Source organism: Winogradskyella damuponensis, assembly GCF_039538385.1.
Classification (GTDB): Bacteria; Bacteroidota; Bacteroidia; order Flavobacteriales; family Flavobacteriaceae; genus Winogradskyella; species Winogradskyella damuponensis.
In genome coordinates, this window is sequence record NZ_BAABCB010000007.1 from 1 (window position 1) to 15006 (window position 15006).

General features: G+C 32.1%; 17 protein-coding genes. 2 read left to right on the top strand and 15 right to left on the bottom strand.

Features of this window, described 5'->3' with window-relative positions:
• Positions 1–603: 603 nt before the first annotated feature.
• Positions 604–804 (top strand): dodecin family protein, encoded by a 201-nt coding sequence (locus ABD730_RS04235; RefSeq protein ID WP_215927820.1) that lies wholly within the window; start codon positions 604–606, stop codon positions 802–804.
• Positions 805–863: 59 nt separating this feature from the next.
• The gene (locus ABD730_RS04240; protein ID WP_334471603.1) at positions 864–1676 is read left to right on the top strand and encodes a mechanosensitive ion channel family protein; all 813 of its coding nucleotides are present in this window, start codon (positions 864–866) and stop codon (positions 1674–1676) included.
• Here ABD730_RS04240 and tsaB read toward each other — a convergent pair.
• The 15 genes from tsaB to cyoE all read right to left on the bottom strand — a co-directional run bounded on the left by tsaB (position 1673) and on the right by cyoE (position 14993).
• Positions 1673–2344 (bottom strand): tRNA (adenosine(37)-N6)-threonylcarbamoyltransferase complex dimerization subunit type 1 TsaB, encoded by a 672-nt coding sequence (gene tsaB / locus ABD730_RS04245; protein ID WP_334471602.1) that lies wholly within the window; start codon positions 2342–2344, stop codon positions 1673–1675. The genes ABD730_RS04240 and tsaB overlap by 4 nt on opposite strands.
• Positions 2345–2362: 18 nt before the next feature.
• Complete coding sequence (locus ABD730_RS04250; RefSeq protein ID WP_344712835.1) at positions 2363–3664, bottom strand: efflux RND transporter periplasmic adaptor subunit; 1302 nt, start codon at positions 3662–3664, stop codon at positions 2363–2365.
• Positions 3665–3670: 6 nt separating this feature from the next.
• Positions 3671–5011, bottom strand: coding sequence for a TolC family protein (locus ABD730_RS04255; protein WP_334471599.1), 1341 nt, complete (start codon positions 5009–5011; stop codon positions 3671–3673).
• Between the two features lie 54 nt (positions 5012–5065).
• Positions 5066–6223 (bottom strand): efflux RND transporter periplasmic adaptor subunit, encoded by a 1158-nt coding sequence (locus ABD730_RS04260; RefSeq protein WP_344712837.1) that lies wholly within the window; start codon positions 6221–6223, stop codon positions 5066–5068.
• A 19-nt stretch (positions 6224–6242) separates the two neighbouring features.
• Entirely contained in the window at positions 6243–7502 is a 1260-nt protein-coding gene (locus ABD730_RS04265; RefSeq protein ID WP_215927831.1) for an ABC transporter permease, read from the bottom strand.
• Between the two features lies 1 nt (position 7503).
• Positions 7504–8748 (bottom strand): ABC transporter permease, encoded by a 1245-nt coding sequence (locus ABD730_RS04270; protein ID WP_334471595.1) that lies wholly within the window; start codon positions 8746–8748, stop codon positions 7504–7506.
• Positions 8741–9442 (bottom strand): ABC transporter ATP-binding protein, encoded by a 702-nt coding sequence (locus tag ABD730_RS04275; RefSeq protein ID WP_215927834.1) that lies wholly within the window; start codon positions 9440–9442, stop codon positions 8741–8743. The genes ABD730_RS04270 and ABD730_RS04275 overlap by 8 nt, the downstream gene beginning before the upstream one ends.
• A gap of 114 nt (positions 9443–9556) precedes the next feature.
• Positions 9557–9799, bottom strand: coding sequence for a hypothetical protein (locus ABD730_RS04280; RefSeq protein ID WP_215927836.1), 243 nt, complete (start codon positions 9797–9799; stop codon positions 9557–9559).
• 2 nt (positions 9800–9801) lie between these two features.
• Positions 9802–10347 (bottom strand): DUF420 domain-containing protein, encoded by a 546-nt coding sequence (locus ABD730_RS04285; RefSeq protein WP_334471591.1) that lies wholly within the window; start codon positions 10345–10347, stop codon positions 9802–9804.
• 2 nt (positions 10348–10349) lie between these two features.
• Positions 10350–11117: an SCO family protein gene (locus ABD730_RS04290; protein ID WP_344712841.1), complete on the bottom strand. Its 768-nt coding sequence runs from the start codon at positions 11115–11117 to the stop codon at positions 10350–10352.
• The gene (locus ABD730_RS04295; protein ID WP_334471589.1) at positions 11110–11829 is read right to left on the bottom strand and encodes a hypothetical protein; all 720 of its coding nucleotides are present in this window, start codon (positions 11827–11829) and stop codon (positions 11110–11112) included. Before ABD730_RS04295 ends, ABD730_RS04290 begins: the two co-directional genes overlap by 8 nt.
• 169 nt (positions 11830–11998) lie before the next feature.
• Positions 11999–12445: a cytochrome C oxidase subunit IV family protein gene (locus tag ABD730_RS04300; protein WP_215927840.1), complete on the bottom strand. Its 447-nt coding sequence runs from the start codon at positions 12443–12445 to the stop codon at positions 11999–12001.
• A 20-nt stretch (positions 12446–12465) separates the two neighbouring features.
• Positions 12466–13464 carry a cytochrome c oxidase subunit 3 gene (locus tag ABD730_RS04305; protein WP_334471587.1) on the bottom strand — a complete coding sequence of 333 codons (999 nt, stop codon included), beginning with the start codon at positions 13462–13464 and terminating at the stop codon, positions 12466–12468.
• A 36-nt stretch (positions 13465–13500) separates the two neighbouring features.
• Positions 13501–14100, bottom strand: coding sequence for a cytochrome c oxidase subunit 3 (locus ABD730_RS04310; protein WP_215927842.1), 600 nt, complete (start codon positions 14098–14100; stop codon positions 13501–13503).
• Positions 14100–14993 (bottom strand): heme o synthase, encoded by an 894-nt coding sequence (gene cyoE, locus ABD730_RS04315; RefSeq protein ID WP_215927843.1) that lies wholly within the window; start codon positions 14991–14993, stop codon positions 14100–14102. Before cyoE ends, ABD730_RS04310 begins: the two co-directional genes overlap by 1 nt.
• Positions 14994–15006 lie beyond the last annotated feature (13 nt).

Below are 15006 nucleotides of genomic sequence, written 5' to 3' on the forward strand. Positions count from 1 at the left end.
GTCTCAAAAAGGATGAAGATTTAATTACTTTATTTGAGTATATCAACACATTATAATCTACCTAATTAAAAACAGAATTAAATTCTGCTACAATTAAATAAATTCTAATAAAATAACCTGCTTAGACATCTAAAATATGTTTTTGTAGGTTATTTTTTTAGTCGTAATAATCCCATCGGAATATTGATTTTGTATTGGTTGTTTACTCCACATTTAAAACAACAGATGCAAAACAGTTGTAGTAAGTACGCTTAAATAGTATTTAGAGCAATTCCAGCACTACACATGCTCTAAATGGTTAAAAATTCATTAACTTTAAGATTATTAAAAGTTGTAAAGAACAAAAGTCTCATATTGTTCTGACATTTGTTTGTTTTGCACTCAATTCTACATTTTGAGTATCTAAAAATTCTAGATCATAGAATTTGCTTTATTTATCCTTGATCTACATGTACTGTACATTAAAATGGACTAAAAGGCACACAAAACGATGACACTATTAACCGCTAATGCTATTTATAGCTAAATTTCATTGATTTTAAAGTGACTATTTTAAAAAAACAGTTTCTAAAAAATATAAACCTTATAAAACAAATATAAATTATGGCAGTATTAAAAGTTATAGAAGTATTATCTAATTCAGATAAAAGTTGGGAAGACGCAACTAAAAAAGCAGTAAAAGAAGCATCAAAAACAGTAAAAAACATTAAATCTGTTTATGTGCAAGATCAAAGTGCAATTGTTAAAGACAATAATGTTACAGAATTTAGAGTGAACTTAAAGTTAACTTTTGAAGTAAAATAAACGTATTAATCGGTATAAAGTTAACCGACTTTTTTTTAACATAAATTAATTAAACCAACATGGAAACACAAAAATGGATTGACGCAGGCTACAATTTTATTATTGAGTTTGGCCCTAAAGTTATTGGAGCTATACTTATATGGATTATTGGTAGCTGGGTAATTAAAATGCTCTTAAAAGGTGCTACTAAAGCAATGAACAAAGGCAACTATGACGAAAGCCTAAAAAAATTCTTAGTAAATCTTATTAATTGGATTTTAAAAATTCTTCTCATTATTGTTGTATTAAGCACAGTGGGTGTTGAAACAACGTCATTTGCTGCTATTATTGCCGCTGCTGGTTTAGCTATTGGTTTAGCCTTACAAGGTTCTTTAGCAAACTTTGCTGGTGGAGTTTTAATTATGATTTTTAAGCCCATTAAAATTGGAGATTTAATAGAAGCTCAAGGAGAAATTGGAGTGGTTAAAGAAATTGAAATCTTTACGACCAAATTGATTGGTCTTTCTAATAAAGAAATCATTATTCCTAATGGATCGCTTTCTAACGGCAACATTGTAAACTACACAACACAAGGTACAAGAAGAGTCGATTTAGTATTTGGTGTAAGTTATGATGCAGATATCAAACAAACAAAAGACGTATTCAGCAAAGTATTAGCGGCACATCCTTTAATATTAAAAGATCCTGCTCCAACAATTGCTTTATCTGAATTAGCAGATAGCTCAATTAACTTTGTGGTAAGACCTTGGTGTAAGACTGAAGATTACTGGACTGTTTACTTTGAAGTAACCGAAAGCGTAAAAGAAGCATTAGATGCGGCGGGTATTGAAATACCTTATCCACATCAAGTAGAAATACATAAAGAAGCTTAAGCTTTCTTTTTTAAAGCTACAAAATCCTTTAAGTAATAAGGTTCAAAATAAGCGACATCTTCGGTGTCGCTTTTTTTGTATTTAATTTCAGCTAAAGATGACATCTCATTAGCAGAAGGCAATTTTCCATCAATAAAAACAGCATTGGGATGCTGAATTAAAGCTTTTGTTTTTGTTACACCACTACCTATAAAATAAACTTTATTCGTCTCAAGAAGTGACATATAGCTTTCTTCTGTGAGAATTTCAGCCTTAATTTCTCTCTCTAGTTCTAAATTTGAATTATATATAGCAGCATACACTTCCATACGCCTAGCATCTAACATAGGAATTATAAACCCGTCATCTATTTTCACTTGACAGGCTAAACTTTCTAAAGTTGAAATGGCAATCAAAGGTTTATTAAGTGCAAAACACAAACCTTTTGCCGAGGATACACCTATTCGCAAACCTGTATAAGAACCAGGTCCTTTACTCACAGCCACAGCATCAATTTCTGAAGGTTTAATTTTTGCAATTTTAAAAACCTCATCAATAAATAGGTGTAATGTTTCTGCATGAGAATAGCCTAAACTATTATCTTCTTTTAAAACTAAAGTCTCTCCATCTTTAGACAGAGAGACCGAACAATTTGTTGTTGCTGTTTCTATATTTAGCACTAATGCCATTGTCAAATATCTATTAAACTATTCTTCTGTACTGTCTGAAGAAGCTGAGTTTTTATTCTTTTCCTCTATTAAATCACCTGCATTAAGCATTTTAGAAACCATATTATAGGGTCCTGTAATGATTTTATCATCTTTGTTTAAGCCTGAAATAATTTCGATATTAGTATCATCTTGAATTCCTGTCTTAACAACTCTTAATTTTGCCTTACCATTTTCATTAACAAAGACACACTCAAACTTCTTTTCTTCCTCTTCTGTATTTTCATCTTCAACAACACGCTTACTATAAGGCTTCTTAGTAGAACTGGTATCTGTTTTAATTACAATTGCGCTAATAGGCACAGAAATAGCATCTTTACGCATTTTTGTAATTATATCTACAGTTGCTGTCATTCCTGGTCTAAAAGGCGAATAGGACTCTGGTTTTCCTTCTGTTAAATCTCTATAAGACTCTTCAATTATTCTAACTTTTACTTTAAAATTTGTGACTTGGTCTGCCGCTAGAGTTCCTGCTGCTGAGTTAGCGATCTCTGTAACAACACCTTTAAACTTTTTCTTTAAATAGGCATCTACTTCAACAATGGTAGAATCTCCAATATTAACTTTTACAATATCATTTTCATTAACATCTACCTCAACTTCCATATTATTAAGGTTAGCTACACGTAAAATCTCAGTACCAGCCATTTGCTGTGTTCCAACAACACGTTCTCCCAATTCTACACTTAGAAGTGAAATTGTTCCACTCATTGGCGCATAAATTGTGGTTCTGTTTAAATTATCCTTAGCTTCATTTACTGTAGCTGCTGCACTTTGCACATTGTAGTATGCTGAGTTTTTTCCTGCAACGGCACTTTCATACGTCGCAATAGATTTATCCCAATCTGCCTTAGAAATAACTCCCTTATCAAAAAGAATTTTACTTCTATCGTAATCTGCTTTAGCTTGTTTTAAATTAGCTTCTGCTTGTTCTAAACCTGCTCTAACATTTTGATAAGATGCTTGCGAACGACTCACTGCAGACTGAATTAAATCTGGATTTACTCTAACTAACAAGTCTCCTTTTTTAACTTCTTCTCCTTCTTTAAAAGGTAATTCTAATATTTCTCCAGAAACTTCCGAAGATATTTTCACCTCTATTTCTGGTTGAATTTTTCCAGTAGCAGATACCGTTTCTACAATATCTTTTAAAGTTACCTCCTTAACAATTACACTTTTGAAATTTCCCTTTTTACCAAACCATCCCATTTTAGATCCTGCTACTAAAAGAACAAGGACAAGAATGACAATTCCAATGATAATTTTTAATGTTTTACTCATTTTATTCTAATTTAAATCTGTTATTGGTAAACCGAAATAAAATTCTAAAATTTTAAGTCTAAAAATATAATCATATTTTGTACGCACAACATCTGATTGAGAGTTCTCGTAAGTTGCTCTAGATTGATTAAAATCAAAAGCATTTGACAAACCAACATCATAACGTTCTTTTGCGTATTCAAAAGCTAAACGACGCGCTTCTTCGGTTTGTAATGCTGCTTCATATGCCTTTTTAGAGTTTTTAGCATCGTTATAGGCTTGATAAACCGTAGATTCTAAATCTATTTCTGTTTGTTCTAATTGGTATTTTAAACGCTCTACATTTACTTTGCTGCGTTTTACATTATTACGCACGTTAAATCTATTAAAAATAGGAACATTTAACTGTAATCCTACAGACGTACCATCAAATATATATAACTGGTCTACAAAAGGAATATCTCCTCCTGTAAGAGGGTCTATTTGTGTACTTGCCCAACGTGTATTGTAACCTAAAAACCCAGAAAGAGTAGGATAATAACTGGTTCTTGCCAATTCTAAATCTTTTTGTGCTAATTCAAAACTGGTTTGAGCAATCTTAATGTCATTAACCTCTTCTTTTGCTTTTGCAACAATTTCAGAAGCATCTTTATCTAAAATATCTGCTGGCACCAAACCATAATCATCATCTGCAATGTCAAAACTTTCATAATCTTTTAATTGCAGTGTTTGCGCGAGTCCCAACTTAGATAAAAATAGTGCATTCTCAGCTGCTATAATTTGCTGAGCTTGTGTGGCATCTGTAGCTCTTATTTCTAACAAATCACCTTGTGGTAAAACACCTGCATTAACTAATTCTTGTGTGTTCTCAAGATTTTCTTTTGTCAATTTGTTTTGAGATTGTAATACTTTTAGCTGCTCTCTATTAGCTAAAATTTGTAAAAATGAATTCGCTACAATTAATGAAATATCATCTTTCATTTTCTCTAAACGATACTCTGAAGCAATTTTATTAATTTTTGCTCTTTGAAGTGTTTTCCAATTAGATAATCCAGAAAATATATTAATACTTGAATTTAGACCACTAGAAGCTGATTTAAATGTATTGTTTTCAAATTGATTTGTTGCAGGATTAATGTTTGCACCAGTATTTATATTGTAGGAAACATTAGAGTTAAGATTAGGCAAAAAATTGGAAGATGCCTGTTTCTTGTCAATGTCTGCTAAATCAACATCTAAATCTGATTGCTTAATGGAAATGTTATTTTCTAATGCATAATTAACACACTCAAGAAGTGTCCATTTCTTATTTTGTGCTTGTGCTATAACTCCTAAAAAGAGGAATATTATTATGATTTGTTTTTTCATGATGCCTATTTGTCTATGTAAATCTTAAAGTGTTACACTAAATGTTAAAAATTATTATTGTGCATATTTAGGGATTCCTTGTACTTGGTTCCAAATTTTTATTTTGTCGGTTTTTGAAACACCACTTTTAACTTCAACAAAAATACCATCGCTAATCCCTAACTCTATATCTTTTCTTTCAAATTTCTGATCACCAACCTCTACCTCTACGTAAGGTTTTTTGGTTTCGTTATCATATTGCACTAAAGCTTCTTTGATTGCCAAAACTTTTTCTGCTTTTTCTATAATAATAGAAGCATTGGCACTTAAACCTGCTCTAATAAATGTAGAATCCATTTTTTTAAGTGACCCTTTTATTTCAAATTGAATGGCACCATTTTCTGCCACTCCTTTTGGAGCAATATAATCTAACACTGCATCAAACTTTTTATCTTCAATAGCACCAACAGTAATTTCTAATGGTAAGCCTTCTTTAATTTTGCCAACTTCACTCTCATCTACTTTGCCTTCAAAAATCATTTGTTTTACATCTGCTAATGATGCAATTGACGTTCCTTCATTAAAATTATTAGCTTCAATAACCTGATTTCCCGCTTTTACAGGAACGTCTAAAACCATACCTGAAACAGTTGCTCTTACTTGTGTTTGTGCAATATTTCCTAAACCAGATGTGGTACCCGTTTTAATAATATCATAGTTTTGAGATGCTGAATTTAAATTAATTTTTGCTTGCTCTACACTTTGCTTTGCTTGCAAATAAGCATTATTGATACCTTCAAAATCATTTGCAGAAATCACTCCTTTTTCGAACAATGCCTTTTGTCTATCGTAATTAGATTGCTGAGTTTGTAAGTTTATTTTTGCTGTTTGAAGTGCTGTTTGATTACTAGCAATACTGTTTTTTGCACTTGTTAAAGACGAAGCATTTGGTATTACCTTTATTTGCGCTATAAGATCACCTTGCTCTACATACTCACCTGCTTCAATAAACACTTCTTCTATAACACCTGATATATTGGGCTTAATTAAAATTTCTTCTTTTGGCACAATACTTCCAGTAGCTACAGTTTTAACAATAATAGTTTCTTCTGTTGGAGATTCTGAAGTGTAAGTTATAGGATCTTCTTGATTCTTTTGCCACAAATAAAAGAGAGAGATTCCAAATACAGCTACAATGGCGATTAGTATAATTACGGTTTTAGTTCTTTTCATGATTATGATTGATATAATTTTATTCTTTTCTTAAAGCGTCTACAGGTTTCATTTTTGTGGCACTATTTGCTGGAATTAACCCCGCTAAAACACCGGAAACTATTAGTATGATTAAAGCTGTAAATACGACCTGCATACTTACACTTGGATTTGCAAAATTGTCTACTGGGCCAGCATTATCTAAAATAATATTCATCACCCAAATGACAAACGCTGCAAATGAAATCCCAACCATACCAGACAGTATTGTTAAGATAAGACTTTCTTGTAAAATTTGTGATTTTATACTCCATGGACTTGCCCCTAAAGCACGCCTTACTCCAATTTCTTTGGTACGTTCCTTTACTACAATAAGCATAATATTACTAATACCAATGATACCAGACATTAAAACTAAGGCTCCTACAAAATACCCAACTAAACTTAATATTGAAAACAACCCGTTAATACGCTCAAATTGTTCTGACAAATCAAAATGACCAATAGCTCGTTCGTCTGTTGGATCTACCTTGTGTCTAAATTTCATTAAATCGAAAACTTGTTGTTTTAGCGATGTAATACTTACACCATCAACTGCTGTTATTGCCATCCAACCTACATTTTCGCCTCTATTAAATGCTTGACCAAAGGTTGTAAATGGTATGTATATAGTGCTTGCGTCTTGCTCTCCATCCCCTTGACTATTACTCATTTTAAAAGTGCCAACAACTAAAAAATTAACACCATTGACTTTAATATAAGTTCCTAAAACCTCTTCTTCTTTATCATACAGTCCTTTTACAACACCAGTACCTATAACACATACTTTTCGTTTGGCCTCTATATCTGAATAACTAATAAAACGTCCTTGAAGAATGTCCATAGGCTGCTGTTTAATAAACTCTGGATAATCTCCATAAATTTCAAATGCACCTGTTTTTGTACCTCTAGTAACGTTATTAGCACCATTATATCCTCCTAATTGATTTCTAGGAGACACATATTTTAAATTAGGAATCTCAGATTTTATTGCGGCAACATCTCCTATTTTGTAACTAAAATAACGTCCTTTTGGCAATCCTTTATAAGGTTTAGAGGTGCCTTGAGTCCACATAAACATAGAATTGGTTGCAAAATCACCAAAATCTGCAGTTACACCATTTTTAAGCCCATTGGTTAAAGCCAACAACAGTACTAAGATTGTGATGCCCCAGAACACGCCAAACGCCGTTAGAAACGTTCTAAATTTATTAGCGTTTAAAGCTTCAAGTATTTCATCCCAACGGTCTCTACTAAACATATTATTCGTCTCTAAGTGCTACAATGGGTTTAATTTTTGCCGCTCTATATGCCGGAATAAATCCAGCTAAAGCACCTGCAAACACTAACAAAAACACTGTGGTTATTGCAATATTAAAATCTACTTGTGGGTATTTAATAAAGTCACTTTCTATTAATGGTCCTACAAGTTCTAGCAATCCGAGTCCAAAAATTAACCCAAACAAACCAGCAAACATTGTTACAAAAACAGCCTCTTGTAATATCATTCCAACAATAGACATTGGCAAAGCCCCTAAAGCTTTTCGGATTCCGATTTCTTTAGTTCGTTCTTTTACGATAATAAGCATAATATTACCAACACCAACAATACCAGCGATGATTGTACCAATACCTACAAACCAAAATACAGCTTGTATAGTTGCTACTAAAGAATAGATTTTTTCGGCCTGTTCTAGAGTGTTATTTACTCTAACGGCACTTACGTCATCTGGAGCAACTGTATGAATTTCTTTAATTTTTCTTTCTATACCTAAAGCAATAGCATTAGACATGGCTACAGCTTCATCAAAATCATCTGCCATCTTCACAGTAAAGGCCATATTTCTAATGTTATCTCCAGCATTAAAAACTTTTTGAGCCGTACTAACAGGAATATAAACCTGACCTTCTTCTCGATCTCCACCTGGATCAAAAAAAACACCTACGACTTTAAAGTTCATTCCAAAAATTTGAACATTTTGATTTATTGGATCTTCACCTTTAAAAAGGTCTTGTTTTATTTTGTTCCCAATAACAGCCACTTTTTTGCTTTCATTGATGTCTGATTGATTAATAAATCTCCCTGATCCAATATCTGCATTTTCAATAAATTGATTGTCGGGTAAGGTACCTCGAACTCTGTAGTTGCCTGTTTCGTTATTATAAGATATGGTTCCGCCCCAAATCATATAATCTTTTGTTCGGTAATCTAAATAATCATCATATTCATTTACAACGGCATCAAAACTTGAGTTTTTAAGTTGAATATAGCGTCCAGGGTTTAAGCCCTTGTAACCTTTTGTTGTAACACCTGTCCAAACAGAAACTCTGTTGGTTGCATCTTGTTCAAACTGTGATTTTACACCGTTTGCAATGCCCTGACTAAAACCAAGAAGTATAACTAAAATAAAAATACCAGAAGCAACAGATAAACCTGTTAAAAACGTTCGCAATTTATTTTTGCTTAACGTTTCAAAGATTTCTTGCCAACGTTCTAAATCAAACATGTGCTGATGCTCTAATTTGTTCTACTGGACTATCATCAATGATTAAACCATCCTTAAGATTAACGATGCGTTTAGTCATATGTGCAATATCGTCTTCATGAGTGACGACTAATATTGTTTTCCCTTCGTCATTAATTCCTTGAATAAGCTCCATAACCTCATAAGACGTTTTGGTATCTAAAGCTCCGGTTGGCTCATCTGCTAACAATACTTTAGGATCACTAGCCAATGCTCTCGCAATAGCAACACGTTGTTTCTGACCACCAGAGAGTTCGCTTGGTAAATGGTGAGACCATTGTGCTAAACCTACCTTTTCAAGGTAATGCATAGCTCTTTCGGTACGTTCTTTTCGCTTAACACCTTTGTAGTATAACGGCATAGATACATTATCTAATGCGCTTTTATAATTGATAAGATTAAATGACTGAAAGATAAAACCTAGAAATTCATTTCTATATTTGGCCGCTATTTTTTCATTAAGATTTTTAATAGGAACATTATCTAGAATATACTCACCTTCATCGGCCTCATCTAGCATCCCAAGAATATTCAACAATGTAGATTTACCTGAGCCTGACGACCCCATTATAGAAACGAGTTCTCCTTCTTTTACATCAAAATTAATACCTTTTAAAACGTGAAGCGAATTGCTTCCCATATGGTAAGATTTATGTAAATCCTTAATTTGAATCATAATTATGGTTAGTTAGCGAGTGTAATTTTAAGAAAATTCATTAGGCTTTTATGCCAATAAACTGTTAATACATATACATGTACTTACAGCTAAGACTCTTAAAAAGGTAATATGTTACAGAGTTTCCTCTGTATTTTTTGCTTTTTGTGGTTTATTAAATTTTCTGTAAATAATAAAACCAATTGTCCCAACCAAAATATAAGGCACAGCCATTAAAAAGACAATTCCATCGTTAATACCTTCTGCTGCAGATTGATCTTCACCACTTTCTAAAACAGCTCTACACATAGCACATTGCGCATTAGTTCTTAGAAAGAAAAATAAAGAAAATATGAGAAATATAATTTTACGTTGCATAATTATATATAATAAGGCGAAATCATTAAATATACTATAACGCCTGTTACAGCGACGTATAACCACAATGGAAATGTGATTTTTGCGATTTTTTTATGTCGCTCTATATTATTAGTTATTGCCCTAACATAGGTAATTAACACAAAAGGAATCACAACGATTGAAAGTACAATGTGTGTAATTAATATAAAATAATAAATGTATTTAATAACACCTTCTCCTCCAAATTTTGTAGAATCGCTCGTCATATGATAAGCAACGTAAAGCACTAAGAAAATAACGGAACTCCAAATAGCGGTAGTCATTAAGTTTTCATGAAGTACTATATTTTTATTTTTTACAGCAAAAAAAGCTAAGATTAAAATTATTGCAGTTAAACCATTTATAGTAGCGTAAATTGGAGGTAAAATTGTTAACGGCTCTACATCAAAACCAAGTTTACGGAGATTAACACCAAATAAGGCTGCAACCACTAATGGAATAACGATGGATAATACAACAATCCATTTATTATACTTTTTTTCTTTTTCTATATCTACAGAACTCATAACTACTCTTTTAAAAGTTTAGCAATATCTTCTTTTAAAATGCTTATTTCTTGCCCAATGCCATCTTCATCAACGCCCACTGCTTCAGGAACTAACCCATTATAAAAGATTAAAGGGTTTCCAAAATTATCTTTTCTTGATCTTATAAAGCCTTCTTTATCTATTAAAGCAAAGTTTCCTGAATGTTCAAAGCCACCTTCTACACTCTCATCTTTTGCTGTGTATAAATTAAACCCTTCGTTGGCTAGTTTGTATATAGCAACTTCACTACCTGTTAAAAAATTCCAGTTTGGATTTGAGATATCGTATTTATCTGCATAAGCCTTTAAAACTTCTGGTGTATCAATATCTGGTGTGATTGTAAAAGAGGCCACACCGAAATCTTTAAAGTCTTTAAATTCATTTTGAACTTCTACTAAATTTCTGTTCATTATAGGGCAAATGGTTGGACATGTGGTAAAAAAGAACTCTACGACATAAACTTTTCCTAAATAATCTTCATTGGTAATGATTTTACCATCTTGATTTATAAAACTAAATGCTGGCACTTTTTTGGGTTGCCCATTAATTTCTAAATAGCTTAAATCACTTTTATTTTGCTTTGTGTTTTTTTCTTCTGTAGTAGCGTTTGAAACATTTTTACTCCGACTTTCGTCTCTGGTAATATCACCTTCGCTAATACGGTCAATTATTTTTGGAACAAAGATAATTCCAAAAACTAAAATAATAAATGCAATACCTATGTATGAATAATTAGTTTTTTTACTCATTGTCTTTTTTTATTTCTTTACTTCTTCTTGTATTAGAATCATCAAATTTACCTTCGCGTTTTTGACGGTATTCTGTAAATAGAACTCTAACATCGTCACTCATCATATTCTTAATTTCGGAAACCTCAATGGTATTATAAGAATAAACACTAAATGCTGGTTTCTTATCTTCTATTTCCCTTTCTGTTCTCCCATCAATTCTACCACGCTGATTTAAGTCTTTATCTATGATAAACACATTGTTTGTTGATAAATCTTCAGATAATCTTTCTTTTGATTTCAAGGTATTAAAGAGCATTTTTATTTCGCCTTCAGTGCCAAATGCGTAATGCCAAAACTTTAAATCTTCGTAAGTATTAATTTCTTTTTTTAATGCTTTTACATCCTCTTCTGTACCTTCTGGAACAACAATTACAATTTGAAAGTTCTTAAATCCTTTAAATTTATCATACACTAATTCTTTTAGGTTTGATGCCGAAATCATTTTATCTAAAGGGCTTTTACCTAAAAAACCTAGAACAGTAATATGATTTTTTAATACAATAGAATCTGCTCTATCTGTGTAGAACCCTTTAGTATCAGAAACCTTTTCGTTTACAACATTTAAAGGCTCGTAATTGTGTTTAGCGGGGTAGAGCATCAATAAAAATGCAACTGGTAAAAAGAATAATATACCAAGAACTATATTGCGTTTTACTTTGTCTGCTTTCATTTTTTGAAGAATAAAATCCTAGTTCTTAAGTGCTTTTATCAACTGCAGAATTAACCTTAGTTTAGCATAAACTATTAGATTGCAAAAATAAAAAAGGTGGTTTAGAAAAACCACCTTTTAATTGTATTTAACACTTTGATTTATCTTAGTGTATAAACTTTATTTTGTTTTAAAAATCTCTCTTAATTAAACTATCTGTACCATTGTATACTTCAAAGACATAACCTCCTTCTTGTAACAAGATAAAAATTAAATAACAGATAAGAAAAACACCTGTCCATACAACCATTTTTCTCATACTACCAGTTTCATCTCTCATGTGCATGAAATCCCAAGTAATGTAATATGCTTTTACAATGGTTAATAATATGAAGATAAGGTTTAACGGTTTCATGTAAACGATTGGTGAGAACAGTATATTACCTAATGTAGCAAAGAATCCACCTTCAAAAGGGCTCATCCAAGTATGCATCAAAACATCTGGTTTATAAATCCCTAATACAACTTCTATTAAGGTTACAAAAGTTAAGAATCCTAAAACTCCCCAAATTTTTTGTGTGTTAGATTTAAACTTCCAACGTCCTCTAAATATTTCTAATTTATGCTCGTGTGCCATAATTTAATCTTAATTTCTTTTTATACTAAATAGAAGAATGTGAATACAAATACCCATACTAAATCTACGAAGTGCCAATATAATCCAACTTTTTCAACCATCTCATAACTTCCTCGACGCTCATACGTTCCTAAAACAACGTTGAAGAAAATAATAATGTTGATTATCACTCCTGATAGTACGTGGAAACCGTGAAAACCTGTTATGAAGAAAAAGAAATCAGCAAATAACGTTGTACCATATTCATTGACTTGTAAGTTAGCTCCTTTTACAACAAGCTTACCATTCTCTTTTATTTGTTTCAATGATTCTGCTCTAGACAATACTGTTTTATGACCATTCTCATCAAGTAGTTGATTTCTAACTAAAACATTTTCGTTAGCCATTAAACCAGCATAAATTTCATTTACAGAATAAGGCGGTAATGTAGCTTCATCTACAAACCAAAGTCCGTTTTTACGCTCATGTGCAGCACGATCACTTTCTTGTGCTATGGCAATATCGTCGATTGAAACTCGTTTGAATTTCTGTTCACCATCAACTGTTACATATTCACCAAACTGTAAGATATTCCCACCTTTTGTTTGCACAGCACCATAATCTCCTTGAATAAAGGTTGCCCATTCCCAAGCTTGAGAACCAACGAATATAGCTCCACCAATAATAGTAAGAAACATATATATGGTTACTTTAGCTTTGTTCATGTGGTGACCAGCATCAACGGCTAACACCATAGTTACTGAAGACATGATAAGTATAAAGGTCATAAATGCCACATAAATCATTGGCAATTCTTGACCATGTAAAAAAGGTACGTGAGTAAACACCTCATCTGCAATAGGCCATTCGTTAATGAACTTAAATCTCGAAAAACCATACGCTGCCAAGAAACCTGAAAATGTTAATGCATCAGATACAATGAAGAACCACATCATCATTTTTCCGTAACTTGCTTTAAGTGGCTCATTGCCTCCTCCCCAAGTTTTTTCTTCTGTACCAGTAGCTACTGTAGAATCCATAGAATTTATTTAAATTTTAAGATTGGACAAAAATAATCAAATTATATATCTAAAAAAATATAAAAACAAAAAGAGCACAAGCCAAAGCATATCTACGAAATGCCAAAAATTGGCTGCGAGTTCAAAACCCAACATATTGTTGGAGTTATACTTTTGTTTAAAATGATTATAAATTACAACAATGAGACATATTAAACCAGCAATGACGTGCGCTATGTGCAATACTGCAATAATATAAATGTAAGACATTGTAATATTACTTGTTGGTCCTGTAAAATTATATCCTGTTGCAATAATCTCACTAAAACCAGCAAATTGACTGTAAACAAATGCAATACCTAAGCCTAATGTTACTAATAGCCAAAGTGTTACCATTTGCATATTATTTTGTTTAAGTGCTTTTTTACCTAAGATAAATGTTAAACTACTTAGCAAAATAAGAATCAAACTGATTAAAAATGCATTAGGCAACTCATAGTTAACCAACCAATCTTCATTTAATCGTTGTTTGCTACTTACAATAAATGCACTTACTAATCCGGCAAAGGACATTATTAAAGAGCCAATACCAAACCATAGCATCATCTTTTTAGATCTTGCTCTTTTTTCTTGTTGTGTTCCTTGTGTTAAATCCATTATCTCAAAAATTTATCAGCAACATATATAATTTGCAGTAGTGTAATGTAAAACACGCTTGATAGCATGAGTTGTTTTGCTGTTTTTACAGAACGATCTTTAAACAACTTGAAGGCATATACCAACATTATTAAACCAATTAGAAATACCAAAACAGCTCCAACAACAGACAATTTTAAATCTCCTGTAAATCCAAATACAGGTATTATTGATGCAATAATTGTCCAAACGCTATACATTATAATTTGTACGGCTGTTCCCTTATCTGGTTTTCCTGTTGGCAACATATGAAAACCTCCTTTTTTATAATCTTCGTGTAAAAACCATCCTATAGCCCAAAAATGCGGGAATTGCCAAAAAAATTGAATCGCAAATAAAGTTCCTGGCTCTATTCCAAAACTATTTCTAGCAGCAACCCAACCTAACATAAAAGGAATAGCTCCTGGCAAAGCACCAACAAAAACAGCTAAAGACGTTTTTGTTTTTAAAGGCGTATATACACTTGTATATAAAAATATAGAAATAGCACCATACATTGCCGTTTTTGGGTTAATAATGTACAATGTAACTATACCTAAAATAGTAAAAGCTGTTGCTATTATAAATGCGGTATTTACGGTCATTCGACCAGCAGGAATAGGCCTATTTTTAGTTCTATCCATAAGCGCATCTAAATCACGCTCAATAATTTGATTATATGCATTAGAAGCACCAACCATAAAATAACCACCAAAAGCCAATAAAAGAAGTGTTGTAAAATTTATAGTTTCGGCACCCAAAAAATAACCCGCAATAGATGAAAAGACGACACTTAAGGACAAACCCATTTTGGTTATTTCCTTAAAATCTGTTACAACAGAAGCTGTTGCTATCGAAGATTTTGTACTACTCAAACTCTATTTTTTT

Bases quoted from the DNA above. Each gene is read 5' to 3' on its own strand.
- ABD730_RS04235 (WP_215927820.1), top strand. From the start codon at position 604: ATGGCAGTATTAAAAGTTATAGAAGTATTATCTAATTCAGATAAAAGT.
- ABD730_RS04240 (WP_334471603.1), top strand. From the start codon at position 864: ATGGAAACACAAAAATGGATTGACGCAGGCTACAATTTTATTATTGAG.
- tsaB (WP_334471602.1), bottom strand. From the start codon at position 2,344: ATGGCATTAGTGCTAAATATAGAAACAGCAACAACAAATTGTTCGGTC.
- ABD730_RS04250 (WP_344712835.1), bottom strand. From the start codon at position 3,664: ATGAGTAAAACATTAAAAATTATCATTGGAATTGTCATTCTTGTCCTT.
- ABD730_RS04255 (WP_334471599.1), bottom strand. From the start codon at position 5,011: ATGAAAAAACAAATCATAATAATATTCCTCTTTTTAGGAGTTATAGCA.
- ABD730_RS04260 (WP_344712837.1), bottom strand. From the start codon at position 6,223: ATGAAAAGAACTAAAACCGTAATTATACTAATCGCCATTGTAGCTGTA.
- ABD730_RS04265 (WP_215927831.1), bottom strand. From the start codon at position 7,502: ATGTTTAGTAGAGACCGTTGGGATGAAATACTTGAAGCTTTAAACGCT.
- ABD730_RS04270 (WP_334471595.1), bottom strand. From the start codon at position 8,748: ATGTTTGATTTAGAACGTTGGCAAGAAATCTTTGAAACGTTAAGCAAA.
- ABD730_RS04275 (WP_215927834.1), bottom strand. From the start codon at position 9,442: ATGATTCAAATTAAGGATTTACATAAATCTTACCATATGGGAAGCAAT.
- ABD730_RS04280 (WP_215927836.1), bottom strand. From the start codon at position 9,799: ATGCAACGTAAAATTATATTTCTCATATTTTCTTTATTTTTCTTTCTA.
- ABD730_RS04285 (WP_334471591.1), bottom strand. From the start codon at position 10,347: ATGAGTTCTGTAGATATAGAAAAAGAAAAAAAGTATAATAAATGGATT.
- ABD730_RS04290 (WP_344712841.1), bottom strand. From the start codon at position 11,117: ATGAGTAAAAAAACTAATTATTCATACATAGGTATTGCATTTATTATT.
- ABD730_RS04295 (WP_334471589.1), bottom strand. From the start codon at position 11,829: ATGAAAGCAGACAAAGTAAAACGCAATATAGTTCTTGGTATATTATTC.
- ABD730_RS04300 (WP_215927840.1), bottom strand. From the start codon at position 12,445: ATGGCACACGAGCATAAATTAGAAATATTTAGAGGACGTTGGAAGTTT.
- ABD730_RS04305 (WP_334471587.1), bottom strand. From the start codon at position 13,464: ATGGATTCTACAGTAGCTACTGGTACAGAAGAAAAAACTTGGGGAGGA.
- ABD730_RS04310 (WP_215927842.1), bottom strand. From the start codon at position 14,100: ATGGATTTAACACAAGGAACACAACAAGAAAAAAGAGCAAGATCTAAA.